The 26364-nt window shown below is 64.1% G+C and carries 23 protein-coding genes; 11 read left to right on the forward strand and 12 right to left on the reverse strand.

Annotated elements, in window-relative coordinates; all coding sequences use genetic code 11:
• The first annotated feature begins 167 nt into the window (after positions 1–167).
• From ASG39_RS20285 to ASG39_RS20305, 5 genes are all read left to right on the forward strand, one after another.
• Positions 168–1463: an extracellular solute-binding protein gene (locus ASG39_RS20285; protein ID WP_062596778.1), complete on the forward strand. Its 1296-nt coding sequence runs from the start codon at positions 168–170 to the stop codon at positions 1461–1463.
• Positions 1464–1560: 97 nt separating this feature from the next.
• Positions 1561–2460 (forward strand): sugar ABC transporter permease, encoded by a 900-nt coding sequence (locus tag ASG39_RS20290; protein ID WP_062596779.1) that lies wholly within the window; start codon positions 1561–1563, stop codon positions 2458–2460.
• Positions 2460–3302 (forward strand): carbohydrate ABC transporter permease, encoded by an 843-nt coding sequence (locus ASG39_RS20295; RefSeq protein ID WP_062596780.1) that lies wholly within the window; start codon positions 2460–2462, stop codon positions 3300–3302. Before ASG39_RS20290 ends, ASG39_RS20295 begins: the two co-directional genes overlap by 1 nt.
• Before the next feature lie 33 nt (positions 3303–3335).
• Positions 3336–6365, forward strand: coding sequence for a glycoside hydrolase family 38 C-terminal domain-containing protein (locus ASG39_RS20300; protein ID WP_062597041.1), 3030 nt, complete (start codon positions 3336–3338; stop codon positions 6363–6365).
• 142 nt (positions 6366–6507) lie between these two features.
• Positions 6508–7743, forward strand: a complete 1236-nt coding sequence (locus tag ASG39_RS20305) for an ROK family transcriptional regulator (protein ID WP_062596781.1) — start codon at positions 6508–6510, stop codon at positions 7741–7743.
• Here the strand turns inward: ASG39_RS20305 and ASG39_RS20310 are convergent.
• The 6 genes from ASG39_RS20310 to ASG39_RS20335 form a co-directional block, all read right to left on the reverse strand.
• Positions 7709–8797: an ROK family transcriptional regulator gene (locus tag ASG39_RS20310; RefSeq protein WP_156468219.1), complete on the reverse strand. Its 1089-nt coding sequence runs from the start codon at positions 8795–8797 to the stop codon at positions 7709–7711. The genes ASG39_RS20305 and ASG39_RS20310 overlap by 35 nt on opposite strands.
• A 237-nt stretch (positions 8798–9034) precedes the next feature.
• Positions 9035–10765, reverse strand: coding sequence for a biotin carboxylase N-terminal domain-containing protein (locus ASG39_RS20315; RefSeq protein ID WP_062596783.1), 1731 nt, complete (start codon positions 10763–10765; stop codon positions 9035–9037).
• Between the two features lie 49 nt (positions 10766–10814).
• A complete protein-coding gene (locus tag ASG39_RS20320; RefSeq protein WP_062596784.1) occupies positions 10815–12413 on the reverse strand; it encodes a 5-oxoprolinase/urea amidolyase family protein in 1599 nt (532 codons plus the stop codon).
• Positions 12414–12421: 8 nt separating this feature from the next.
• Positions 12422–13228: a putative hydro-lyase gene (locus tag ASG39_RS20325; RefSeq protein ID WP_062596785.1), complete on the reverse strand. Its 807-nt coding sequence runs from the start codon at positions 13226–13228 to the stop codon at positions 12422–12424.
• Positions 13225–14013: a 5-oxoprolinase subunit PxpA gene (locus ASG39_RS20330; protein WP_062596786.1), complete on the reverse strand. Its 789-nt coding sequence runs from the start codon at positions 14011–14013 to the stop codon at positions 13225–13227. Before ASG39_RS20330 ends, ASG39_RS20325 begins: the two co-directional genes overlap by 4 nt.
• Before the next feature lie 77 nt (positions 14014–14090).
• Positions 14091–15302 (reverse strand): NRAMP family divalent metal transporter, encoded by a 1212-nt coding sequence (locus tag ASG39_RS20335; protein WP_062596787.1) that lies wholly within the window; start codon positions 15300–15302, stop codon positions 14091–14093.
• Between the two features lie 431 nt (positions 15303–15733).
• On the opposite strand from ASG39_RS20335, the gene ASG39_RS20340 reads away from it, so the two are divergent.
• A complete protein-coding gene (locus tag ASG39_RS20340) occupies positions 15734–16387 on the forward strand; it encodes a GntR family transcriptional regulator (protein ID WP_062596788.1) in 654 nt (217 codons plus the stop codon).
• 8 nt (positions 16388–16395) lie between these two features.
• On the opposite strand, the gene ASG39_RS20345 is transcribed toward ASG39_RS20340, so the two are convergent.
• The 4 genes from ASG39_RS20345 to ugpB all read right to left on the reverse strand — a co-directional run bounded on the left by ASG39_RS20345 (position 16396) and on the right by ugpB (position 20584).
• The gene (locus ASG39_RS20345; RefSeq protein WP_062596789.1) at positions 16396–17445 is read right to left on the reverse strand and encodes a sn-glycerol-3-phosphate import ATP-binding protein UgpC; all 1050 of its coding nucleotides are present in this window, start codon (positions 17443–17445) and stop codon (positions 16396–16398) included.
• Positions 17445–18293, reverse strand: coding sequence for a sn-glycerol-3-phosphate ABC transporter permease UgpE (ugpE, locus tag ASG39_RS20350; protein ID WP_062596790.1), 849 nt, complete (start codon positions 18291–18293; stop codon positions 17445–17447). Before ugpE ends, ASG39_RS20345 begins: the two co-directional genes overlap by 1 nt.
• A gap of 9 nt (positions 18294–18302) precedes the next feature.
• Positions 18303–19184: a sn-glycerol-3-phosphate ABC transporter permease UgpA gene (ugpA, locus tag ASG39_RS20355; protein WP_062596791.1), complete on the reverse strand. Its 882-nt coding sequence runs from the start codon at positions 19182–19184 to the stop codon at positions 18303–18305.
• A gap of 77 nt (positions 19185–19261) precedes the next feature.
• Positions 19262–20584, reverse strand: coding sequence for a sn-glycerol-3-phosphate ABC transporter substrate-binding protein UgpB (gene ugpB / locus ASG39_RS20360; protein WP_062596792.1), 1323 nt, complete (start codon positions 20582–20584; stop codon positions 19262–19264).
• 314 nt (positions 20585–20898) lie between these two features.
• Here ugpB and ASG39_RS20365 point away from each other — a divergent pair, with 314 nt between their 5' ends.
• From ASG39_RS20365 to ASG39_RS20380, 4 genes are all read left to right on the forward strand, one after another.
• A complete protein-coding gene (locus ASG39_RS20365; RefSeq protein ID WP_062596793.1) occupies positions 20899–21348 on the forward strand; it encodes a response regulator in 450 nt (149 codons plus the stop codon).
• 133 nt (positions 21349–21481) lie between these two features.
• The gene (locus ASG39_RS20370; protein ID WP_062596794.1) at positions 21482–22189 is read left to right on the forward strand and encodes a L,D-transpeptidase; all 708 of its coding nucleotides are present in this window, start codon (positions 21482–21484) and stop codon (positions 22187–22189) included.
• 214 nt (positions 22190–22403) lie between these two features.
• Positions 22404–22886 (forward strand): helix-turn-helix domain-containing protein, encoded by a 483-nt coding sequence (locus ASG39_RS20375; RefSeq protein ID WP_062596795.1) that lies wholly within the window; start codon positions 22404–22406, stop codon positions 22884–22886.
• 8 nt (positions 22887–22894) lie between these two features.
• Positions 22895–24256: an MATE family efflux transporter gene (locus ASG39_RS20380; RefSeq protein ID WP_062597042.1), complete on the forward strand. Its 1362-nt coding sequence runs from the start codon at positions 22895–22897 to the stop codon at positions 24254–24256.
• 62 nt (positions 24257–24318) lie between these two features.
• On the opposite strand, the gene ASG39_RS20385 is transcribed toward ASG39_RS20380, so the two are convergent.
• Together ASG39_RS20385 and ASG39_RS20390 are read right to left on the reverse strand one after the other, a co-directional pair.
• On the reverse strand, positions 24319–24963 hold the full coding sequence (locus tag ASG39_RS20385; protein WP_062596796.1) for a 3-oxoacid CoA-transferase subunit B: 645 nt from the start codon (positions 24961–24963) through the stop codon (positions 24319–24321).
• Positions 24963–25685: a CoA transferase subunit A gene (locus ASG39_RS20390; RefSeq protein WP_062596797.1), complete on the reverse strand. Its 723-nt coding sequence runs from the start codon at positions 25683–25685 to the stop codon at positions 24963–24965. The genes ASG39_RS20385 and ASG39_RS20390 overlap by 1 nt, the downstream gene beginning before the upstream one ends.
• Positions 25686–25794: 109 nt before the next feature.
• Here ASG39_RS20390 and ASG39_RS20395 point away from each other — a divergent pair, with 109 nt between their 5' ends.
• Positions 25795–26340: a helix-turn-helix transcriptional regulator gene (locus ASG39_RS20395; RefSeq protein WP_062596798.1), complete on the forward strand. Its 546-nt coding sequence runs from the start codon at positions 25795–25797 to the stop codon at positions 26338–26340.
• Positions 26341–26364 lie beyond the last annotated feature (24 nt).

Below are 26364 nucleotides of genomic sequence, written 5' to 3' on the forward strand. Positions count from 1 at the left end.
TCGTTGTTGGAGGCGACAGGGCCGGAAGGGGAGCAGAGGCGGCAGGCAATAGGCTTGTGGCATTCGCAATCCGCGAGACGAGGATGTAAACGCGCACCGCCGCTTCGGGCATCGCTTTGGGCGAGACGAGGTCGGCCGCCTGAAAACGTTTGGGGAGGACATTTGAAATGAACACCAGAATTCTCACGCTCCTGTCGGCCGTCGCCATGACGCTGCCGGTTTCAGCTTTCGCACAGGATACCATCACCGGCGACACCGTCGGCCCGGCCGATGCGCCGAACAAGCTCGTCTTCCGCATGACCTCGGATGGTCCGCGCAACAACGACCCGGTTCTCGCCGAAGGCTACAGCAAGCTGTTCAATGCGTTCGTCGCCAATCACGCAGGATGGCAGGTCGAGTTGCAGATGATGTCCGGCGACATCAGCCAGGAACAGGCCCGCATGCTCGAACAGGCCAAGTCCGGCAATGCACCGGATTGCGCCGCGGTCGACAGCTTCGTGCTGCCGCTCTTCAAGAAGTCCGGCGTCCTGCAGTCGTTCTCGCCCTATTTCAAGAAGGAAGAGATCGACCAGCTGTTCCCGTTCATTCGGGAGGGCGTGACCGGTGCCGATGGGCAGATCTATGCCTGGTGGTGGTCGACCGACCTGCGCGTGCTCTACCGCAACACCGAAATCATTCCGGATGCGCCCGAGACATGGGACGATACGAAGAAGGCGGCGCTCGCCTCCGTCGAAAAGGGCATGGAGGGCATCCTCTTCAACGGCGGCCGCTATGAAGGCACGACCTTCGATTGGCTCTCCAACTTCTGGGGCCAGGGCGGAAAGCTCGTGGACGACGCCGGCAAGCCGATCTTCGGCGAGGGTGAGAACCGGGAGAAATTCGTCAAGGCCGTCAACTACTATCGCGACCTCGTGGAATCCGGCGCGGCACCGAAGCGGGTGGCGACGATCGGCAATTACGACGACTTCAACGCGGCCGCCGCCGCCGGTACCTCGGCTTTGTTCGTCGGCGGCAACTGGCAGTACAGCCAGCTGAAGTCGGTCCTCGAGCCGGAAGAGCTTGCGAAATGGAGCTTCTCGCGGCTTCCCGGCCCGACGAAGGACGAGCGCTCCACCGGCACCGGCGGCTGGACGGTCGCGGCCTTCTCCAAGGACCCGGCCAAGGTCGAGATGTGCGCCAATCTCGCCCGTGAGATCTACATGGGCCCGGCCAACGAGCTGCAGGAACAGCTGCCAACCCGCGCCGACTTCTACTCGACCTATAAGATCTTCTCGAGCGACACCAACAAGGCGTTCGGCGAAGCCCTGAAGGTCGGGCAGGCCCGTCCGGGCGCGCCCGTCTATCCGGAGATCTCCAACCAGATCCAGATCATGATGGGCAAGGTGCTGACCGGCGCCGAGACCACGGATGCAGCGGTGGACGAAGCCTTCAAGGCCTCGACCGCAGCCTTCAGCCGCCTCTAGCATCAAGGTTCGGCGCGGGGTCGGTCCCCGCGCCGCACATGTCTCGCAGAAGGCCGTCATCATCATGACCTTGCAGAACGCAACCTTTGAACACCATATGGTCGCCGGGCTCGCCCGCGGCAGACGGCACGATGCGCCGCGCGTGGTTCCTTGGGTGCTGCCGCTGATCCTCGTGCTCGGGTTGTTCTACCTCTATCCCGTCTTCGACGTCATGCGACTGGCCTTCATGCGGGCGACGCTTCTGGCGAACGACGGCACCTACACGCTGTCCACGCTCATCGAAACGCTGTCGCGACCGGAGCTCGGCCAGATCCTCTGGGTCACCTTCGTCTTTACCGGCTCGAGCGTCGTCGCCCAGCAGCTGCTCGGTCTCGTCATCGCCCTCGTGGTGGTGCGCGGGGAGGGGCGCGGGCTGTTCGGAACGACCATCGTCCGCACGACGGCCTTGATCGCCTGGGTGGTGCCCGGCATTGCCGGCGGCATCATCTGGAAGATGCTGTTCAACGAAGCGCCCTTCGGCGGGCTCAACAGTATCCTGCGTCTCATGGGTGCTGCACCCGTGCAATGGTTGTCCGATCCGGACCTCGTCATGTGGTCGGTCGTGCTGTCGAACGTCTGGCGCGGCACCGCCTTTTCCATGGTCGTCATGTATGCGGCGCTGAAGGCGATCGATCCCGTGCTCTACGAGGCGGCCTCCGTCGATGGCGCCAATGCCCGCCAGAAGCTGTTCTACGTGACCCTGCCGCAGTTGCGCGCCGCCATCCTCGTCAACATGATCCTGATCACCATCCAGACGCTCAACACCTTCGACGCGATCATTTCGCTCACCGGCGGCGGTCCCGGACGGGCAACCGAAGTGCTCTCGCTCTACACGTTCAACATCGTCTTCCGGAACTATGATCTTTCGGTCGGTGCCGTGCTGTCGATCCTGATGCTCGCGATCAGCCTGGGGCTTGCGCTCATCTATGCCGTGTTCCTGCCGAAGGGAGACGAATGATGTCGGCTTCCTCCCGCGAGAGACTGGGCGACGCGTTCAGCTACCTGTTCATGCTGGTGATCTTCGTCTTCTTCGCCTGGCCGCTGCTCTGGCTCCTGTCGCTGGCGCTGCGCACCCGCAAGGAAGTCTTTCTCGGCGTCAGCCGCTTCATCCCGAAGGCGCCGACGCTCGACAACTTCGCCATGATCCTCTCCTCCGACAAGTTCCTCGGCTACCTCTGGAATGCCCTGAAACTGTCCTCGCTCAGCGCCATCGGCTGCCTCGTCGTGGCACTGCCGGCGGCCTATGCCTTCTCGCGCTTCAAGTTTCGCGGCAAGGGCGGCTGGATGATGGCCATCCTGTCGGTGCAGATGATCTCGCCGCTCGTCATCCTGGTGCCGCTCTATCGCTACATGGCCGCGATCGGCCTGACCGACAGCCATTTCGGGGTCGTCATGGTCTATATCGCGCTCGCCGTCCCCACGGTGACATGGATTCTCAAGGGCTCGATCGACGGCATCCCGCGAAGCCTCGACGAGGCCGCACTGATCGATGGATGCACTCGGTGGGGCGTCTTCGTGCGGGTCATCCTGCCGCTCTCGACGCCGGGCATCGCGTCCGCCTTCATCATCTCGGTCATCGCCGGCTGGTCGCAGTTCCTCGTGCCCTTCCTGCTCATCACCCGCGAAGCCCTGACGCCGATCGGGGTCGGCATCTTCCAGTATGCCGGCACCCAGAACGATAGCTCCATCCAGTTGCTCGCCGCTGCCTGCCTCGTTTCCGTGGTGCCGGCGATCATCGCCTTCCTCTCCCTGCAGCGCCTCATTCTCGGCGCCATGACCGCCGGCGCGGTCAAGGGTTGATCCTTTCATGACACAGACCAGGACTTGAAGATCATGACACTCACACTTGCCCAACGTCTCGAGCGCTTCCAGGTGCGCATGGCCGAACTCGAATTCTGGCGCGTCCACAAGACCGCGCAGATCGACGGCTGGCGTTTCAACGACACGCCCATCGCGCTTGGCGAGGCGTGGCCGCAGATCCATGGCACGCAGCACTTTGCAGGCTCCGCCGCGGTGCCGGCCGGCTGGCCGCTGGAGGATACGCGGCTCTACGTCGATCTCGGCGGCGAAAGCCTGATCACCATCGCCTCGGACGACGGCGTTTCCAAAACCGTCGGTCTCGATCCCTACCACCGCGAATTCGGCGTGCCTGCCGCACGCTTCACGGTGACCTCGGAGACCGTCGCCCGACTGCCCTTCGGCGAACCCGTCCGCAAGCCGCATCTGGAGCGGGCCGAACTGCTCTGGCTGGAACCGTCCGTCGACAAGCTCTGGCTGCTCGTCCGCCAGATCGCGGAAGCCATCACCGTTCTGGAAGGCCATGATGTCGTGCCGCATCTGCTGGATGCCGGCGAAGACGCGCTTCGCTCGCTCGACTGGCCGTCGGCAACGGCCGACTATGTCTCGCGCACGTCGATGGCGCTGATGCAGCAGAAGATCTGGCAGCTGCCGGACCTGAAAGCCGAGCCGGCGGGCCTCGAGGATCATCATCGCGCCAGCGTCATCAAGGCCTATGACGCGCTGATGGCGCGGCTTGCCGGTCTTCGCGAGCGTTTCCCGCCGCAGGGAAAGATCGCGCTGACGGGCCATGCCCATATCGATCTCGCCTGGCTGTGGCCCTATGACGAAACGCGCCGCAAGATCCGTCGCACCTTCCACACGGCCTTGTCGCTGATGGAAGGATCCGCCGATTTTCGCTTCAACCAGTCGACCGCGCATTACTATGCGCAGATCGCGGAAGACGATCCGGATCTCTTGGAGCGCGTCAAGGAGCAGGTGAAGGCCGGCAAGTGGGAAACCGTCGGCGGCCTCTGGATCGAGCCCGATACCAACATGCCGACCGGCGAGAGCCTGTCGCGGCAGGTGCTCTACGGACAGCGCTACTTCGAGCAGACCTTTGGCGTGCGCCACACGGTGTGCTGGCTGCCGGATTGCTTCGGCTTTACCGGCGCGCTGCCGCAGATCCTGCGCCAGGGCGGTATGACGAGCTTCTTCACGATCAAGGTCAACTGGTCGGAGTCGAACCGCTTTCCGGCCGATCTTTTCTGGTGGGAAGGCATCGACGGCAGCCGCGTGCTGGCGCATACCTTCGACAACCCGATGCAGGGCTATAACGGCTTCGTGCGTCCCGACTGCTTCGTGCCGACCTGGAAGAATTTCCGCCAGAAGGACAAGCACGAGACGACGCTGCTGTGCGTCGGCTATGGCGACGGCGGTGGTGGCGTAACGCCGGAGATGGTGATGCGCGAAGAGCAGCTTCGCGTCTTCCCGGCCATCCCTCAAGCCGAGTGGACGCGCGTCGAGGACTTCTTCGACGGCGCGCACGAGACGGCGGCCGAAAAAGCGCTGCATGTCTGGCAGGGCGAGATCTATCTCGAACTCCACCGTGCGACCCTGACGAGCCAGAGCGCGGTCAAGCGCCTTCACCGAAAGGCGGAGCGCACGCTGATTACAGCGGAAACGGTCGCAGGCCTTGCCCATCTGATGGGAGCGGGCCGTCCCACTTCCCTGGAGCCGACATGGCGTGTCGTGCTGAAGAACGAGTTCCACGATATCCTCCCCGGCTCCTCCATCGCCGAGGTTTATGTCGATGCCGTGCGCGAGCTCGACGGTGCGATTGCCGAGGGAACGGCAGCGCTCGATCAGGCGATGACCGCCCTTGCAGGCCGCCTGCCGGCAGCGACCGGCGGCGAAAGCGGAGCGGTCCTGGTCGTCAATCCGTCGCTGTCGCCGCGCGCGATCCGGCTCGATCTGCCCGATGGCTCTGTTTCGGCAGAGGGCACCTTGCCCCCGCTCGGCATTGCCGTGCTTCCGGCCTCGGCGCTTGCGCCGGCACCGGGCCTCACGGTCACGAAGAACACGCTCGAGAATGCCACCATCAAGGTGACGCTCGCCGAGGACGGATCGATCGCCAGCCTCCTCCACAAGCCGACCGGCCGCGAGGCCATCGACGGGCGCGGCAATCGGCTCTACGCCTATACGGCCGACAAGCCGCGCAACTGGGACGCCTGGGACGTCGAGAACGACTATATCGAGAAGGCCGAGGAAATTACCGGTTTCGACGCGATCGAGATCGTCGAGACGGGTCCTCACCGGGTGGCGATCCGCATCAAGCGCACTTGGCGCCATTCGAGCATCGTACAGACGCTGAGCCTCGGAGCGAATGCACGGCGTCTCGACATCCATACGGAGATCGACTGGCACGACCGCCGCGTCATGCTGCGCAGCCTCAGCGAGCTTGCGGTGAAGAGCAAGACCGCGACCTGCGAATGCGCCTATGGCGTGCTTGAGCGGCCGACGGGCTCCAACACCTCCTGGGACGAAGCCATGTTCGAGGCGCCGGCGCACCGCTTTGTCGACCTGTCCGAGCCCGATTTCGGCGTGGCGCTGCTCAACGACGCGAAATACGGGCACAGCATGCGCGGCAGCGTGCTCGGCCTGTCGCTGCTGCGCTCGCCGATCTATCCCGACCCCCTGGCGGACGAAGGGCATCAGGCTTTCACCTATGCGCTGATGCCCCATGCGGGCACTTGGTACGAGGGCGGCGTTCGCGAGGAAGCCGAGGACCTGAACCAGCCGCTGATCGCCCTGCCGGTCACGGATCGCGCGGTCGGCGCGTGGCAGCCGCTTGCGCCCAAGGGCATTGAAGCGGCCCTTTCCGGTCTCAAGCCGAGCGAAGAGGGCGACGACCTTGTCCTGCGCGTTTTCGAGCCAACCGGCCGTCGGGGGGATTTCTCCGTCTCCCTGCCTGATGGCTGGGCGACGAGCGGACCGGTGACCATCCTCGAGGAACCGATGGACGGCGTCGCCGCCACCGGGCTCCTGCCCTTCGAGGTCAAAAGCTGGCGTCTGACAAGAACCTGATCCTTCGAGCCTTTCTCCCCCGGCCTCTTTGGCCTACCTTGGCCTGCACATCGCACGATGTGCGGGCCTTTTTCATTCGACTTGAGACGAACACGATGCAGCACGATGGAAGCGTTCCCCCGAACAGAAGAGGAGACGTCGCGTGACCTTTGCCGGCTCCAACGGCGAACAGGCGGCGGCGCAGAACCGCGCCACGATCCTCAGCGATATCTATCGCGAGGCGCCGATTTCGCGCACGGAACTGGCCCAGCGCGCCCGCTTGACCAAGCAGACCGTGACCCGCATTGTCGATCGCCTGCTCGACGAGGGATTGGTGATGGAGGCGCGGCGGCGCCAGGGGCTTCGCGGGCAGCCGGCGATCGAGCTGGAGATCGATCCCGAGGGCGTTTTTTCGATCGGCGCCAACATCGATCGCGATCATCTCACCGTCGTCGCCGTGGACGCGACGGGGGCCGTGCGCGGACGCATCCATCATGAAGAGCGCTTCCTGATGCCGGAAACCTTCGTTGCGCTGATGGGAGACGCGGTGTCGTCCTTCCTGAGGCGCAAGGTAATCCAGGAGCCGCGCCTTGCCGGGATCGGTCTTGCCATTCCCGACTGGCTGGGCGAGGTGCCGGTGATCGGCCGGCCGGCCAGCTACGGCCGCTGGAGCGGCTTCGATGTGCGCGGCGCATTGTCGGGCATTACCAGTCATCCCGTCTTCATCGACAACGACGCCAATGCGGCGGCGCTCGGCGAGATCGAATATGGCTTCGGAACGGAGATCGGCAGCTTCTTCTATATCTTCGTCAACGCGTGCCTTGGGGGCAGTCTCGTCATCGACGGCATGCGCCACAAGGGCGCAAGCGGTCTCGGGGGCGAAATCGGCTGGCTCCCCGTCGTGATCGAGGAGGGGCCGGCCGCCGGCAAGACACAGCCGCTCGGCGAGATGTTTTCGCTCTTCATCCTCTACGACCATCTCCGGCAGCACGGCGTTGCCGTCTCCACACCCGCCGAGCTGGCTGCTCTGACGGGTGCCGCGCGGGGTCTTGTAAGCGCCTGGCTGCGCAGGATCAGCATCACGCTTGCGGAAGCCATCATCGATATCGGCATGATCGTCGATCCCGATGCCGTGCTGATCGGCGGGCGTCTTCCGGTGCGGATCATCGATGAGCTTCTGGTCTATACCCGCGAAGAAATCACCCGTCGCGGCGTTACGCCGCCCTCCCTGCACCGGGCCGCAGGCTCGGAGGATGCCGCGGCACTCGGCGCTGCGACCATGCCGCTTGCCCACAGGCTCTGCCTGCCGACGGCAGAGGCCGCACAGCGGGAGCGCGTGCCGCTGACGGCACACGAGACCGGCGTCAGGCCGATCGCGCCAGCAGAAGCTCCATCATAGGCGTCATCGCCGCGCCGATCGCAATGCCGCCGCCGTCCAGCGATACCCGCCGGATGGGGGGAATCCAGGGCGCGGCCACGAAGGTGCGCGCCTGATCGTTGCGCTGGACCTGCATCTGCGCGATGAGACCGTCGAGCACTGCATCCGGAAGCGCCCCGCCAAGCAGCAGCGCGCCGGGCGAAACGAAGCCGGCAATGGCGACGACGGCCTCCAGCAGGCGGCCGGCCACGGTCTCGGTCCAGTCGGCAAGGGCGGAAGGTCCGGCCTTCTGGGCGCGGCGATAGGCGTGGCGATTGGCAACCTCCGTCAGGCTCGGGTGCAGGCGTCCGGGACGCATCTCGCCGATCTTCCCCGCCCGCCCGTTCATCCCTCGGAAGGTTTTGCCGCCGATGAACAGGCCCGCCCGTACCGTCTCGTCGATCAGCACCACGACCAACCCGCCTTCCGGCTCGCCAAGGCCGAGCAGTCGCTCGCCGGTCAGACAGGCTTCGGTGTCCGGCATCACGAAGATCGGTCGCCCCGGCAGGAGCCTCTCGATCATCTCCGCTTCGGGTGCGCATTCCGGCGCGAAGGCAAGGCCGAGGCCGACTGGCATGCATTGAGCCGTGTCGGCGAGCAGCACTGCCACGGCTTCGGGGAGCTGCGCCTGAATGTCAGGGCCGTGGATGTCTGAACGAGCGGCAACGGTGCCCAGCAGATCGACAAGCGCCACCTCTGCCTTGTCCCCCGCGAGGCTGATCCCCAGCCCGTAGGCGCCGCCGCGCTGCAATGCGAATTCCGCGGCGTGGTAGCGTCCGGTGCCGGAGCGCTTGCGTTTGAGAACCAGCCCCTGGGCGTCGAGGCGGTTCATGATGCCGGTTACCGCCGGCTCGGTCAGGCCGAGGCGGGTTGCCAGTTCCTGCCGGGTCAGCGGCCCGAAGGTTCTGATGAGGCTCAGCGCCACACGCGAATTATGGTCGGCGATGTCGCCCGGGCTCATGCCCGGACCGGGCCCGAGTTCCTCCGTTGCCGAGCTTCGAGGCCTCGGCCGCGTCAGCCGCTGCCCCGGTCTCATGTCTTCCGTCCTTCAGCGGCCAAGGCCGGTCGCGGACGACGATGCGATCGCCTTTTGCCGGTCTCGTCGTCGTCAGGCATCTGGTCCATGTCTCTTTCACGTCCGTGCGATGTCCGTTCCCGCGCCAGAGGCTTGCGTTCGCCGGAACTGACGCTTTATCCCGGCATGACCCTGCAACGTCTGCAACGTCCCCGCAAGGGAGGAAGCCGTTTGTGCCGGAAAATGACGAGCGGGCCGTTACGCGATCGAACCGATCGCCGTCCCCGAGGCGAGATAGGCACCCTGTTCGGCCGTGATGCGCAGGCGGCCCGAGCGGTGGGCGGTCACCTGCGTCTCCATCTTCATGGCTTCGAGCACGGCGATCAGATCGCCCTCCCGAACCGCATCGCCGTCCGCCGCTTTCCAAACCTGCAGCGTTCCCGAGATGGGGGCTGAGATGGTTGCGGGGTCGATCTCGGACGGTGCCGCTGCGGGCGTTTCGCCGGCTGCGCCATTTCCCGCGCCCAGACCCGCAAGCAGTGCCATCGGCAGGCCCACGGCGTGGAGGCGGCCGTCAATCTCGATATGCGTGCGCAGGATGCCCGCAGGCGCCGGCTGCAGGGGGCGGGGGGCGGCGTCGGGGAGGGCTGCGAAATCCGTCTCGATCCAGCGCGTATGCACCTTGAAGCCGTCATTGCCGCGGAAGTCGGCGGTGTCGATGGCGGCGCGGTGGAAAGGCAGCACCGTGGCGATGCCCTCGATGCGGAACTCGGCCAGTGCCCGCCGCGCGCGCGCCAGCGCCTGCTCGCGGTTCGCACCCGTCACGATCAGCTTCGACGTGAGGGAATCGAACGTGCCGGGCACGGTCGATCCGGTGACGACGCCGCTGTCGAGGCGAATGCCGGGGCCCGAGGGTGGGCTGAAGTCGGTGATGGTGCCGGGGGTGGGCAGGAAGCCGCGACCTGGATCTTCCGCATTGATGCGGAACTCGATCGAATGGCCGCGCGGCTCGGGTGTCTCCGTCACGCCGAGCGGAAGCCCGTCTGCGATGCGGAGTTGCTCGACCACGAGGTCGATGCCGGTGGTTTCTTCCGTCACCGGATGCTCGACCTGCAGGCGCGTATTGACCTCCAGAAAGGAAATCGTGCCATCGACGCCGAGCAGAAACTCGACGGTGCCGGCACCCGTATAGCCGGCCGCCTTACAGATCTTTGCCGCGGACTGATGGATCTCGGTGCGCTGGGCGTCGCTGAGGAAGGGGGCCGGGGCCTCCTCGACCAGTTTCTGGTTGCGGCGCTGGAGCGAGCAGTCGCGCGTGCCCAGCACGACGACATGGCCGTGGCGGTCAGCGAGCACTTGCGCCTCGATATGACGCGGCCGGTCGAGGAAACGTTCGAGAAAACATTCGCCGCGTCCGAAGGCGGCGGTGGCTTCGCGCACGGCGGACTCGTAAAGATCGGCGATCTCCTCGCGTTTCCACGCGACCTTCAGGCCACGCCCGCCGCCGCCATGGGCCGCCTTGATGGCGACGGGAAGGCCATGGGCGTCGGCGAAGGCGATGACCTCCGCCGCGGTTTCCACCGGGCCGTCGCTGCCGGCCACGAGCGGCGCCCCGACGCTGGTCGCAATCCGCCGCGCTTCGACCTTGTCGCCGAGTGCCTCGATGACGTGGGGGTCGGGTCCGATCCAGATGAGGCCGGCCTGCTGCACGGCGCGCGCGAACTCGGCACGCTCCGAGAGGAAGCCGTAGCCGGGATGCACGGCGTCGGCACCGGACCGTTTCGCAACCGCGATCAGTTTGTCGATGTCGAGATAGCTGTCGGCGGGGCGGTTTCCGTCAAGGCCGTGGGCCTCGTCCGCGAGACGCACATGCAGCGCGTCGATATCGCAATCGGCATAGACCGCAACGGAGCCGACGCCATAGTCGCGGCAGGCGCGGATGATCCGGACGGCGATCTCGCCGCGATTGGCGATCAGAACTTTCTTCATGAGTATCCTCCCTTTGGATGGGCCGACGATGCGGACACGAGCCTGCGCGTCAGGCCTTGGCCGGCACGATGTCGGCGAACGGCGCGATCGGCCGGAACCGGATGTGAGCATTGACCGGGATCTGACCGGCAAGATCGAGATGATAGTCGGCCACCGTCGCGATGACGGGGTAACCGCCGGTCAGCGGATGGTCGGCGAGGAACAGCACCGGCTGGCCACTGTGCGGCACCTGTATCGCGCCGGTTGCCGTGCCCTCGCTCGGCAGCTCCGCCTTGTCCTTGCGCTCCAGCGGGATATCGGCGGAGAGACGGATGCCGACCCTGTTGGATTGCGGCGTCATGCGGAAGAGCTGGGACGAGAGCGTGTCGATACCCGCCTGCGTGAACCAGTCGCTGCGCGGGCCCATGACGACGTCCAGCGTCACGACCTCGTCGGCTGCGGGATGCGCGAAGGCCGGCGCCTCCTCGAGCGACACGGATGTGAGACCGACCGTGTCGGCCCTGGCTCTCAGAACAGCATCTCTTAAAACCGGGTCCGGCCCGACGATGGCGAGCGTATCGGTGGACGTGCTGCCGAGAACCGGCGCGACATCGAAGCCGCCGCGCACCGCGAGATAGCTGCGCATGCCCTTGGGCGCCTGGCCGAGCGTGACGGTGTCGCCGGGCTCGAGGGAAATCGGGCGGTATGTCTCGGCCTGTTGAACCCGACCCTCCGCGTCGCGGATTTCGATAGGGCAGGGGGCGCCGGTGATACCGATGACCGTGCGGCCGGAAACCGCAACCGAGAAGCCGCCGAGCGTGATTTCGAGACAGGTCGCGCCGGGGGAATTGCCGACGACGCGGTTGGCGGCGCTGAAGGCACCCTGGTCGAGTGCGCCGGCGGACGAGACACCCTGTCCGGTTTGGCCGAAGCGGCCCGCGTCCTGGAAGAGGGCGGGCATGGGGGCGGCAAGCACGGTGAAGGAAACGCCATTCGTCTCCTCAGTCGATGCGGCGGCGATGTCCGATGGCGCCGGTGAGGCGGCGGCATAGGCGCGTTTTGCCAGATCATGGAACCGCACCCGGTATCCCGGCTGGAAAAGGGCCGGCGGATCGCGCGAGAGGTCCCACATTTTTTCCGGCGTCACGCCGATGATCTGCCAGCCGCCGGGGCTTTCCTGCGGATAGACGCCGCTGAAGGCTCCGGCGAGTGCCACGGCACCGGCTGGTATTTTCGTGCGCGGGCTCTGGCGGCGCGGCACCTGCAAAGCGGGATCTCCGCCGACGAGATAGCCGAAGCCGGGCGCAAAGCCGCAGAACGCGACGGTGAATTCGCTTTCCACATGCCGGCGGATCACCTCCGCGACGGACAGGCCGGTGAGTTCGGCGACGTCGGCCAGATCCTCGCCGTCGTAGCGCACGGGGATTTCGACGAGCCTGTCGGACGGCGCGATGCGGGCGGAGAGATCGCGCGTCGCCACCGCGCGCGCCAGCGCCTCGGGCGTCGTCGCGCCCGGACGGAACCGGATCATCAGCGTGCGTGCGGCCGGCACCATATCCACGATGCCGGGCACCGGGTCGGCCTCCAGCGAGGCGAACAGCGCCAGCGTTTCCTGGAGGTCGGCAAGTTCGACGAGCAGAGTGGTCAGGCTGACGGGAAGAAAGCGCATCGTGAACCTCAGGCGTGGTAGGCCGAATCCGGAATGTCGGTGATGAACATGTGCCCCGGCGCGTGGGTGATGGCAAAGGGCACGCCGGAGGCCATGACGGCGGCTTGCGGGGTCACGCCGCAGGCCCAGAACACGGGGACTTCGCCCGGTTCGATCCGCACGGCATCGCCGAATTCCGGTTTGGCAAGATCCGCGATGCCGATCTCGTCCGGCGCGCCGATATGAACGGGTGCGCCGTGGACGGCCGGGAAGCGGCCGGAGATGGTTGCCGCATCCGCGACACGACCGGCCGGGATCGGCCGCATCGAGACGACGAGATTGCCGTGCAGGCGTCCTGCCGGACGGCAGGGGCGGTTGGTCAGGTACATCGGCACGTTGGAGCCGTCGGTGATGTGGCGGATCTCGATGCCGGCATCGAGCATCGGCGTCTCGAAGGTGAAGCTGCAGCCGATGAGGAAGCTGACGAGATCGGGATGTTCGGCCCAGGCGGCGCTGGCATCGGCGGTTTCTTCCGCAAGCGTCCCGTCCCGCCAGATGCGATAAAGCGGCAGGTCGGTCCGCAGATCGGCGTCCGGTGCGAGCAGCGTCCTGTGCGAACCCGGGTCGGACACGTCCAGAACCGGGCAGGCTTTCGGGTTGCGTTGCGCGTAGAGCAGAAAGTCGAACGCCCAGTCGCGCGGCAGCACGATCATGTTGGCCTGGGTAAAGCCGGGCGCCACGCCCGATGTCGGCGCGACGCTGCCGGCGCGGTATTGCGCGCGGGCGCTTCGCGCCGGGGCTGCGTCGACATGGCGGAGATGTTCGATGGCGATCATGCCGATACCCTCGTCTCTTCGTTGGTCGCGAGGAAGGACGTGACCCGAAGCCCGTCCGCCTCGAAGGCGCTGCGGATTTCCCGGGCGATGGAGACCGCGCCCGGGCTGTCGCCATGGACGCAGATCGACTGGGCCTCGATGCGGATGGTGGAGCCGTCGATAGCGGTGAGCGTGCCGTCGCGCGCGAGCTGAACCATGCGTTGCGCGATGGTCTCAGGGTCGTGAAGCACGGCCCCGGCTTCCCGGCGGGAAACGAGCTGGCCCTCCGGCGTGTAGGCGCGATCGGCGAAGGCTTCCGCGACGACGGCGAGGCCGGCGCGTTTCGCGAGATCGAGGATCGGGGTGCCGGCAAGGCCCATCAGGACGAGGGAGGCATCGACCGCCTTGATGCCGTCGATGACCGCCTGGCCCTGTTTCGCGTCGTTGGCGATCCGGTTGTAGAGGGCGCCATGCGGCTTGACGTAGCGCACCGTCGTGCCTGCGGCAGCGGCAATGCCCTTCAGTGCACCGATCTGGTAGATGACATCGGCGATAAGCTCGTCGGAGGTCACGTCCATATCGCGCCGGCCGAAGCCGACGCGGTCGGGATAGGAGACATGAGCGCCGATCGCGACGCCTTTTTCGGCGGCGGCGCGAACGGTCCTCAGGATTCCCGAGGGGTCGCCCGCATGAAAGCCGCAGGCGACATTGGCGCTGGAGACGATGGCGAGCATCGCCGTATCGTCGCCCATGCCCCAGGCGCCGTAGCTTTCGCCGAGATCGCTGTTGAGATCGATGGATTTCATGTCAGTCTCTCCCTTGTTCATGAGCAGCCCGCTCGGGTCCGGGCGAAAATCGTGTTTCGCCCGGAAAAGTCACGGGCTTACGCGGTCAGCAGCGCGAAGATCGGGCCGATCGACTTGTAGCCCATGTACCATGTGAGCGCGCAGGCGAGCACGCCCAGCACAAGGAGCCAGCGCGGATAGCGGTAGCCGCCCATGAGGTCCGACCGCGCCCAGGCGGCGTAGATGAAGATCGACAGGCCGATGGGCAGGATGAGACCGTTGAGGCCGCCGACGAACACCAGCATCTGTGCGGGCGGGGTCGTGATGAGCACATAGGCGATCAACGAGACGCCGATGAAGATGACGGTCGCGATATTGCGGGCGCGTTCGGTGATGTCCTGCTTGAAGACGGTGATGAACGACACCGACGTGTAGGCCGCCCCGATGACCGAGGTGATGGCGGCGAACCAGAGAACGGCACCGAAGATGCGGTAGCCGACGTCGCCCGCCGCGGCCTGGAACGCCTGTGCCGCCGGATTTGCGCCCTTGCCGGAGATGTCGATGACGGTGCCGCTCGCGACCACGCCGAGGATCGCGAGGAACAGCACGTAGCGCATCAGGCCGGTGACGGCGATGCCGGTCAGGGCCGCGCGATTGACCGCACCGAGATTTTCGACGCCGACCGTACCCTTGTCCAGCAGGCGATGCGCGCCGGAATAGGTGATGTAGCCGCCGACCGTTCCGCCGACGATGGTGGTGATGGTCGCGAAATCGATCGTGCTCGGCAGGAAGGTCTGGAACAGTGCATCTCCGACCGGCGGGCCCGAGACGATCGCAACATAGAGCGTCAGCACGATCATGAGAATGCCGGCAACGACGATGAGGCGGTCGATCGCAACGCCGGCCTTCTTGGACAGGAAGATGGCGATGGCGATCAACGCGCTGATGGCGCCGCCCCATTTCGGATCCAATCCGAGCATCGCGTTCAGGCCGAGGCCTGCACCGCCGATATTGCCGACATTGAAGAACAGCCCGCCGACGATGACGAGGACGGCGAGAAGATAGCCGGTGCCGGGGATGGCCGCATTGGCGATGTCCGACGCGCGCATTTTCGTCAGGGTGACGATCCGCCAGATGTTTAGCTGGACGACGAAGTCGATCACGATCGAGGCGAGGATGGCGAAGGCGAAGGCCGAGCCGAGCTTGGTGGTGAAGGTCGCGGTCTGCGTGATGAAGCCGGGGCCGATGGCCGATGTCGCCATCAGGAAGATGGCGGCGATGAGAGCGGCACGGCGGGTTTTCGCGGACATGCCTCCGGGCACGGGACTGCCTTGGGACGGCGCGGATGGAGATGCTGATGTGTCGGCCATTGTTACCCTCTTTGTTGACCACTTCGCCCCCTGAGCGTGGGGTCGAGCGGCTGTTATAAAAGCAAGGTCTCTCCGTTTCACAATCCTGTCAATATCGTTCAACGATTTTGTTGTTTCGTTCACTTAAACTGTTCATTCCCGCGGCAGCGTGCCAAGCGAACGAGCAGGAAACGACGGTCGAAGCGCATCTTTTAGGCGCTCCGTTACCCGTCGTCTGCCGCTCGGCTCCGCGACCTGGATGGCGTGTCGCCGAAATCGAAGCGAAGGCGCCTTGTAAAGGTCATGGAGAGGTTTCCCTCCGATGGGATCCGCGATATCGCTGCGGCCAAAGTGCGCCGTAGAGGATGGGCGCCCGGGGGACCGCATTTTCGATGGCAGAGCAGGACACGATATCGGCGCTGGCACCACGGCTTGCGGAAAAAATACGGGGCAGGTTGATCGCCGGCGAGCTGAAGCCGGGACAACGCCTGTCGGAGGCGGCGCTCAGCGCGGATTTCGCCGTGTCGCGAAACTCGCTGCGGGAGGCCTTCCGGTTGTTGACCAAGGAAGGGCTTCTGCGCCACGAGCCCAATCGCGGCATGTTCGTCGCTACGCCCAGCATGGCCTCGATCATCGATATCTACCGTGTCCGGAGGATGATCGAGTGTCAGGCTCTGGCCAAGGCCTATCCGCACCATCCGGCGGTCGCCCGCATGCGCGGCGCGGTCGAGGCGGCACGAATCGCGCGCGATGAGAAGCAATGGGGACTGGTCGGCAGCCAGAACATGATCTTCCACACCGGCATCGTCGAACTGGCCGATAGCCAGCGGCTCAACGCGTTCTATGCCCAGATCGCCGCCGAGCTTCGCCTGAGCTTCGGCCTGCTCGCCGATCCCGAACTGCTCCACGCGCCCTATGTCGATCTCAACGCTGCGATCCTCGACCATCTGGAAGCCGGACGGACGCAGGAGGCTGCCGGCATGCTGGAGGTCTACCTCACCCAGTCGGAGCGAACCGTTCTCGCCGCGTTTTCCCGGATCGGCTGAACCGCGGCTCAGCCGTCCTTGCGCCGGCCGATCGCGTCGAACACATGCAGCGCCTGCCGGCTGGCAGCAACCGGCACGATATCGTCCATCAGAATGCGGGACCGGCCGGCGACGCGGAAGATGATCGGCTGGCCGTCCGTCAGATGTCCGTGAACATAGCTTTCCGCGCCGACCAGTTCGACGGCCGCAACCTTCACATCCGCGTGGAACGCGTCATTCGCGGTGCCTGCCTCCGACAGATGCAGGTCCTCCGGACGGATACCGAGCGTCGCGCTTCCCGCTGGCAGCGCGACGTTCGAGCCCAGGCTCCAGGCCGGGCTCGAGAGGCCGGGCAGCAGGTTCATGGAGGGCGACCCGATGAAGGTGGCGACGAAGGTGGTCGCCGGTTTTTCGTAAAGCTCGATCGGCGTTCCCACCTGCTCGATCACGCCGCCGTTCAGCACCACGAGCCGGTCGGCGAGCGTCATCGCCTCCATCTGGTCGTGCGTCACATACACGCTCGTCGTCTTCAGCGATTTCTGCAGCCGCTTGATCTCGACGCGCATCTGCACACGGAGTTTGGCATCGAGGTTCGACAGCGGCTCGTCGAACAGGAAGGCAGCGGGTTCGCGCACGATCGCGCGGCCCATGGCCACGCGCTGGCGCTGGCCGCCGGAGAGCTGACGGGGCTTGCGCTCCAGAAAGGGCTCGATTTCCAGCGCCTTGGCCGCATCGGATATCCGACGATCGATTTCGGCCTGCGGCGTGTTGCGGTTCTTCAAGCCATAGGCGAGGTTCTGGCGCACCGTCATGTGCGGATAGAGCGCATAGTTCTGGAACACCATGGCGATGTCCCGCTCGGAAGGTTCCAGCGTGTTGACGACACGCCCGCCGATCGAGATCTCGCCGCCGGTAATGCTCTCGAGGCCCGCGATCATGCGCAGCAGCGTCGATTTTCCGCAGCCGGACGGGCCGACGAGCACGAGGAACTCGCCGTCGGCGATATCGAGCGAAATGCCCTTGATGGCATCGACATTGCCATATTTCTTGCGGACGTCGTTGAGGACGATATTGGCCATTATTTTTCCGTCTCCACGAGACCTTTGACGAACCAGCGCTGCATGAGCACCACGACGAGAATGGGGGGGATGATCGCAAGGATCGCCGTGACCATCACATAGTTCCACGGCGTCGAGGCATCGGTGAAATCCACCATGCGCCGCAGCCCGATGATGACCGTGTTCATCTTCGCATCATTGGTCACGAGCAGCGGCCAGAGATACTGCGTCCAGCCATAGATGAACAGGATCACGAACAGAGCCGCGATATTGGTGCTCGACAGCGGCAGCAGGATATCCCGCATGAAGCGGAACGGTCCGGCATTGTCGATGCGCGCGGCTTCCACGAGCTCTCCGGGTATGGTCAGGAAGAACTGACGGAAGAGGAACGTCGCGGTTGCCGAGGCCATCAGGGGCAGGGTCAGCCCCGCATAGGTATCGATCAACCCGAGATCGACGATCACCTTGTAGGTCGGCAGGATGCGAACCTCGACCGGCAGCATCAGCGTGACGAAGATCATCCAGAAGAAGGCCATGCGGAAGGGAAAGCGGAAGAAGACGATGGCGAAGGCCGACAGGAACGAGATGACGATCTTGCCGACCGCGATCGCCACGGCGACCACGAAGGAGTTGAACAGCAGCCGTTCGAGGCTGACGCCGACGACGCGCTCGACGCCGCCGGTCATCGCCTCGGTGTAGTTCTCGACGAAATGGCCGCCCGGCAGCAGCGACATCGGCGGGCGGATGATCGCCTCCGACGTCGCCGTGGAGGCGATGAACGTATAATAGATCGGGAAGGCGACGACGATGATCCCGAGGATCAGGATGACATGGCTGACGAAGTTGGCAATGGGGCGTTTTTCGATCATCTCGGGGCCTCAACCATAATGCACCCGCTTTTCGACGAAGCGGAACTGGAACGCCGTCAGCGCGATGACGATGACCATGAGGATGACGGACTGCGCCGCCGAAGAGCCGAGGTTCAAGTTGACGAAGCCGTCATTGTAGACCTTGTAGACCAGCGTTTCCGTGGCTTTTGCCGGTCCGCCGCCGGTGACGGAATGGATGATGCCGAACGTGTCGAAGAAGGCGTAGACCGTGTTGACGACCAGCAGGAAGAAGGTGGTCGGCGCCAGCAGCGGAAAGACGATGGTCCAGAACCGCCGTGCGCCACGGGCACCGTCGATGGATGCCGCCTCGATCAGCGATTTCGGAATGGCTTGCAGCCCGGCGACGAAGAACAGGAAATTGTAGCTGATCTGCTTCCAGGCGGCCGCGACCACGACGAGCCCCATGGCCTGATCGCCGTTCAGCAAGGGGTCCCATCCAAAACCGTTTCGGCGCAAGAGATAGGCAAACGTGCCCATGGCCGGGTTGAACATGAAGAGCCAGAGCATGCCGGCGACGGCCGGCGCCACGGCATAAGGCCAGATCAGCAGCGTGCGATAGAAGGTCTGCCCGCGCACCACCTTGTCCGCGGCGGTCGCCAGCAACAGCGCCACGCCCATGGAGACGAGAGCGGTGAGAATGCTGAAGACCACGGTCACCTGCAGCGCGTGGATATAGTTCGGATCCGACAGCACGGAACGGAAATTGGCAAGGCCGACGAAGCCGCTTTTCAGGCCGAACGGGTCCTCGCGCATCACGGACTGATAGAGCGCCTGGCTTGCGGGCCAGAAGAAGAAGATCACCGTGAGGATGATCTGCGGGGCGACCAGCAGGTAGGGCAGTATCTTGTTGGGAAAGGCGACGTTGTGCACCGGGAGCTCCTCGGGACGACAGGCAGACGTCTCGCCGACCCTTGTAAGCGGGGGCCGGCGAGACGGTCAGGTGCGGATCAGTTGCCGTTGGCTTCCGCGATGGCCGCGTTGCCGCGCTCGACGGCCTTGTCGAGAGCAGCCTTCGCATCCTGCTTGCCGGCAAGCATCGCTTCGAACTCTTCGTTCATGATGTCGCGAACCTGCGGAAGGTTGACGAGACGCACGCCCTTGGAGTTCTCGGTCGGCGCCTTGCCCATCATCTGCAGGATCGGCGTCTCGCGGCCCGGGTTCTTGTCGTAGAAGCCGGACTTCTTGGTCTCCTCATAGGCCGCATTGGTAACCGGCATGTAGCCGGAAACCTGGTGCAGCTGGGCCTGGATCTTGGTCTGCGACAGGAAGTTGAAGAACTGGGCGATGCCGGCATATTCCGTGTCGCTCTTGCCGCCGAAGACCCAGAGGCTCGCGCCGCCCGGGATCGTGTTCTGCGGTCCGTGGCCTTCGTAATAGGGCAACTGGCCGATGCCGTATTTCACGCCCGACTTGACGATATCGCCGAGACCGCCGGAGGATTCCGTCAGGATCGCGCATTCGCCCGACATGAAGAGCTGCTTGGCCTCCGAGGTCCGGCCGCCATATCGGAAGGTGCCGTCCTTTGCCAGATCCGCAATCGCCTGGAAGTGCTCGACGAAGAGTGGCGCATTGAACTCGAGCTTGACGTCGGTGCCGCCCAGACCGTTCTCATTGGTGCCATAGGCGACATTGTTCCAGGCGGCCAGGTTCTCGGTCTGGATCCAGGTGAGCCAGGTCGAGGTGAAACCGCAGGATGCGGCACCGCTCGACTTGATCTTCTTGGCAGCCGCGAAGACGTCGGGCCAGGTCTTTGGCGGCGCTTCGGCGTCGAGGCCGGCCTTTGCGAAGAGATCCTTGTTGTAATAGAGGATCGGCGAGGACGAGTTGTAGGGGAAAGACAGCATGGTGCCGTCGGGCTTCGAATAATAGGCCGCGATGCCGGCAAGATATTGCGACTTGTCGAAAGTGAAGCCACCCTTCTGCAGCACCTCGGCGGCCGGCATGATCGCGCCTTCGGCACCCATCATCACGCCGCTGCCGGCGTCGAAGACCTGAATGATCGCCGGCGGCTGCTTGGAGCGGAAGGCGGCGATGCCGGCGTTCAGCGTTTCCGGATACGTGCCCTTGAACACCGGCGTGATGGTGTATTCGCTCTGGCTCTCGTTGAATTCCTTGGCGAGCTGGTTGACGACCTCATTGTTGGCGCCGGTCATCGCGTGCCACCACTGCAGGTCGGTCGCCGCTGATGCGGCCAACGGCCCGGTAGCCGACAAAGCAAGTGCGGCGACGGTCGCCTTCAGGGTCGATGCCTTCAGGAATGTCTTGAACATGAACGTCCTCCCGGTTGTGGCGAAGCAAGGTGTGCCGCTCCGCGATATCAGCGCGACGATCCTCCTCGACCGTCGCTAGACGGCTACATATGCCGGGCTTTTTCTCGGGCGGCAACCTTCAATCGCCCCTCTTCCACGGCCAATCAACCGCCGAAGGGCGCGGCGGCCATCAAATCGACAAAGTAAAAAACCTCGCTCTTCTCCATTAATACTTTGTTAATAATCTGGATTTTGAGACAATTCAAATAAAATTGGAACAAAAGCTTTGCTCGCCCATTTCAGCTGCAGTCTCAACGTCGAATGGGTATAGCGTCATGACCGAGAACACAGTCCGCCGGTGGCAGAGCCGTCCGATCATCGACTATCCCGTCGTGATCATCGAAGATCATCTCTTGCTGGCGCTCGACCTGGAAGATGCCGTTTCTGCGGCAGGCCTCAATGCCGGCGTCGTTGGCTTTGCCAGCCGCAAGAAGCATGCGTTGCGGATCGGTGGTCTCGCGGCCATCGCATTCGTCGATGTCAACCTTGCCGACGGGCCGAGCGGTCCGGAAATCGGCCGTATCCTGGCGCAGGATCACGACGTCACGGTTATCTTCACCACGTCGGATCCGGACATGCTGGGCACCGGCGTTTCCGGCACGATGGGCGTTCTGAAAAAGCCTGTCAGCGCGGAAGCCGTCCGCGGCGCCCTGACCTATGCCATCGCCCGCCGTCGTGGCGATCTTGCCATCGTGCCGCCCGAGCTGACGCTGTTTGCCGGCTGACGGTCCCGACATCTCTGCCTTGACATGACGTCGATGGTCGAGCTTTCCGAGCCCGGCCATTTGCGCGTCCCCTTCAAACAACAAACCCTCAGACAGAGGCGCCAAGCGCCTGTCCAACCCCCAAGGCCTTGAGATGACGACCACCGTTTCGCTATCGCGCCGACGCTTTCTCGGATGCGCGGGCGTCGCCTCCGCGACGCTCCTGACGGGCTGCTCCACACAGAGCATTGGCTCGTTTCTGGAGCCCGTCGTCAACGTCATCGCACCGAAGACTTACGATGGCGAGCAACCCGATCCCGCCGTCATCTACGCGGCCCGCACCGACGAAGGCTTTAGTCTGCCGGCTATCCCATATAAGAATATTCCGCAGCGATTCTATCGCCAGCGCGTCATCGATCCCACCGGCGAAGCGCCCGGTACCGTCGTCGTCGATACGAAAGCCCGCTATCTCTATCTGGTCGAGAAGGGTGGAACCGCAATGCGCTATGGCGTCAGCATCGGCAAGGATGGATTCGCCTGGCAGGGCGAGGGGGTCATCCAGTGGCGCAAGAAATGGCCGCGCTGGACGCCGCCCGACGAGATGGTCGCGCGCCAGCCAAAGCTTGCCCGTTACTCGATCGCCAATGGGGGGCAGGAGCCGGGGATCAACAATCCGCTCGGCGCCCGCGCGCTCTACATCTTCCAGAACGGTCAGGACACGCTCTACCGGCTGCATGGCAATCCGGACTGGCGCTCGATCGGCAAGGCGCAATCCTCCGGCTGCGTGCGCTTCATCAATCAGGATATCATCGATCTTTACGATCGTGTGCCGGAAGGTGCGCGCATCGTCGTGCGGCAGTAGACGCTTCAGTGCCTGCCGCCTGACCGTTCCCGCAGGCAGAGCGGGGCGCCATCGAACATCGGTCGCGTGTGCGCGCGTCCATTTCAGTCGCTAACCGAGCAATGCGCATAACCTTCCTCATCTTCGGATCTGCCCGGATCCGAAACATTCGCGACTTATAACTTGCAAATTGCAAGTTACTCCGTGATGATTGTTCATCACGGGAGCGCGGAACATGGACCGAACACGTTTTGGCGAAATGCAGTGCCCGATTGCGCGCAGCCTTGCGCGCGTCGGCGATCAATGGACGATCCTCATTCTCCGCGATGCCTTCAACGGCCTCAGCCGCTTCGACGAGTTCGAGGAGAGCCTTGGCATCGCACCCAACATCCTGGCGGCACGGTTAAAGGCGCTCGTCGAAAGCGGGTTGCTGGAAAAGCGCCGCTACAGCGAGCGGCCTGCCCGCAACGCCTACCTGTTGACAGAGTGCGGCCGGGATTTTCGTCAGGTCCTCGTGATGCTGCAGGCGTGGGGCAACACGCACTTCGCGCCGGAGGGCAAGAGCGTCGCGCTCGTCAATGCGGAGACGGGACTGGAGGCACGGCCTATCGTGATCGACGCGATCAGCGGACGCCCGGTGCTCGATCCTGCCTTCCGCAACAGGCCGGGCCCTGCGGCAAATGAGCGAATCCGCAGCCGGTACGAGGACGGGCTATGACCCACCCCATGACACCACCCAAAACGTCTCTGGCCGAAGCGCGGACCTCCCGTATCCTCAATGCTCCGGTCCTCCCGCTGCTCCTCAGCATGGCCTGGCCGAATATCGTGATCATGGTGGCTCAAGCCTCGACCGGACTTATCGAGACCTGGTGGGTGGCGAAACTCGGCACGGATGCGCTGGCCGGCATGGCGCTGGTCTTTCCGCCGGTCATGTTGATGACCATGATCTCCGCCGGGGCCATGGGGGGAGGGATTTCCTCAGCGGTCGCGCGAGCGCTTGGTGGCGGGCAGAGGGCAGAGGCGGATACGCTTGTCCTGCATGCGATCGTGATCAACATCCTTCTGGGGCTTGTTTTCTCCGCGATCTTCCTGGCGTTCGGCGAGCCGATCTACCGCATGCTGGGCGGAGAAGGCGCCGAACTCGAAGCGGCGCTGATCTATTCGAACGTCGTCTTCGCCGGAAACGTCTTCATCTGGCTCATGAACGGGCTCGCAAGCGTTATTCGCGGCACGGGAAACATGCTCTACCCGGCGATCGTCATTTGCGTTGGGATCGTTTTCCTCGTGCCGATCTCACCCCTGCTGATCTTTGGCTTCGGCCCCATCCCGGCCATGGGAATTGCCGGCGGTGGCGCGGCTCTGCTGATCTTCTACCTTGGCGGCACGATCGCGATGGCCTGGTACATTTTCGCCGGACGCTGCGCGGTGCGTTTCCGCTGGGATCGACTCCGGCGGGACAGCATGACGAGCATCCTGCGCGTCGGGGCGATGTCGGCCATCACGTCGATCCAGACCAATGTCACCATCGGCGGGGCCACCGCGCTGGTCGCCTCCTTCACCGCCGTGAGCGCCGTCGCCGGTTTCGGGACCGGAGCGCGTCTCGAATATCTGCTGATCCCGCTGATCTTCGGAATAGGCGCACCGCTGGTCGCCTTGGTCGGCACGAATATCGGTGCCGGGCAGCGTCAACGGGCCTTGCAGATCGCATTGACGGGAGGTGCGCTGGCATTCGTTCTGACGGAGGCTATCGGGCTGGCGGCAGCGATCTGGCCGGAACACTGGCTCAGCCTCTTCAGCGCCGATCCCGAAATGATCGAGACGGGCAGCGCCTATCTGCGGATTGTCGGGCCGAGCTACGGCTTCTTTGGTCTCGGCCTGTCGCTGTACTTCGCGTCACAGGGCGCCGGGCGACTGTTCTGGCCGCTGGCAAGCGGCTTCCTCCGCATCGCCATAGCACTCGGTGGCGGATGGATCGCCTTGCGGTGGACCGGATCGCTCAATGGCTTGTTCTATGCCATTGCCTTGGCGCTGGTCGTTTATGGGCTGACCATTCTCGTCGCGGTGCGCTCGGGTGCGTGGTTCAAGTGACAGACGGATCCGGTCAGCGGCCCACCGATGGCACATTGGCCGATCGGTGGGGAACGGCCGGTTCAGCTCAGTCCGACGTCGAAGGCGGCTTCCGTCGCATTTTCGATATCGGAGACGGTCACCCCGTCTGCCAGCTCGATCAATGTCATCCTCGCATCGCCGCGCCGTTGCAAGGTAAAGACGCCGAGGTCGGTAATGACCATGTCGACGACCCGCCGCCCGGTGAGCGGCAAGGTGCATTCGCGTCGAAGCTTCGGTTCGCCTTTGGCGGTGTGCTCCATCAGGACCACGACCTTGTTGACGCCGCTGACCAGGTCCATGGCGCCGCCCATGCCTTTGGCCATCTTGCCTGGGATCATCCAGTTGGCCAGATCGCCATTCTGGGCGACTTCCATCGCGCCGAGGATCGACAGGTCGATATGGCCCCCACGGATCATCGCGAAGCTTTCGGCGCTCGAGAAATAGCTGCTGCTTGAAAGCTCCGTGATCGTCTGCTTTCCGGCATTGATCAGGTCGGCATCTTCCTCGCCTTCCAGCGGAAACGGGCCCATGCCGAGCATGCCGTTCTCACTTTGCAGCTGGACCGAGATATCCTTGGCAATGAAGTTCGCCACAAGCGTCGGTATGCCGATCCCCAGGTTCACGTAATATCCGTCCCGCAACTCCTGCGCCGCGCGGGCTGCCATCTGCTCGCGTGTCCATGCCATTATCGGTTTCCTTCCATGGCGCCGGCTTTGCGGACGGTTCGTTGTTCGATATGCTTGATCGGATTGGGCACCTCGACGATGCGGGAGACGTAGATGCCCGGGGTGTGGATCGTATCGGGATCGATGTCGCCGGCGGAGACGAGATGCTCGACTTCCGCGACCGTTACCTTGGCGGCCGTCGCCATCACGGGATTGAAGTTCCGCGCCGTCTTGCGGAAAACCAGATTTCCTTCCGGGTCGCCCTTGTAGGCGTGAACCAGCGCAAGGTCCGCAAACAGGCCGCGCTCCATGATGAAGGTCTCACCATTGAACTCAGCCTCCTCCTTGCCCTCGGCAATGATGGTGCCGACGCCGGTCTTCGTGAAGAAGGCGGGGATGCCGGCGCCGCCGGCGCGGATCCGTTCGGCCAGCGTCCCTTGCGGCGTGAATTCAAGCTCCAACTGCCCGGAGAGATACTGCTCGGCGAACAGCTTGTTTTCCCCGACATAGGAGGAGATCATTTTCCGGATCTGGCGCGTGGCGAGCAACTTGCCGAGGCCGACCCCGTCGACGCCTGCATTGTTCGAGATCACGGTCAGTCCGGTGACGCCGGAAAGCTGAACGGCTTCGATCAAAGCTTCCGGAATGCCACAGAGGCCGAAGCCTCCGCTCATGATGGTCATGTCGTCGCGTAGAAGGCCCGCAAGACTGGCGACCGCACCCTCGTAGATCTTTTTCTTCATTCCTGCCCCTCCCACGCGCCGGTCAATCGTTGACGCCATCGTATCGGCGGCGTTAAGCAGATGTGAGCCGTATTTTTACTGCATATGTGAGAATTGGAAGGCATCCCGGATGTTCCTGCTCGACGATATGCCGGTTCCCCTGGTGCATGCGACCTACCGGATCATTCGGGATTGCAATTCCGCTTTCGCGGAGCTTTTCGGCTACGCCACCGACGAGCTCGTTGGCCAAAGCTTTTCACGGCTTTATCCGCAGATCACCGACTTCATCCGCACGGGAAAATTATGGCAGTCTCAGCTAGGCGGCGGGAAAACCTATTATGACGAGCGGATCATGGCGGGGTCGCATGGCCTGCAATTCTGGTGTCGCGTCAACGGTCGAAGCGCCAATGCCGGCGATCCCTTCGCGGACGCGATCTATTGCTTCCAAACCATGGAACGCCCGGTCGCGGCGGAACTCGAAATGCTCACAGGGCGTCAGAAGCAGATCTTGACGATGATCGCCCAGGGCAAGACCAATGCCAGCATCGCGCTGGAGACGAACCTTTCCCGGCGGACGGTCGAATCTCACCGAGCACGAATGCTGAAGGCGACCGGCATGAAAAATTCGACCGAATTGGTGGCCTGGTTCTCCTCAAGGCCAGCCCGGAAGGATTGAGGGATGGCCGCTGCACGGGGTTCC

Origin of the sequence: Rhizobium sp. Leaf371 (assembly GCF_001424045.1) — a bacterium.
Classification (GTDB): domain Bacteria; phylum Pseudomonadota; class Alphaproteobacteria; order Rhizobiales; family Rhizobiaceae; genus Ferranicluibacter.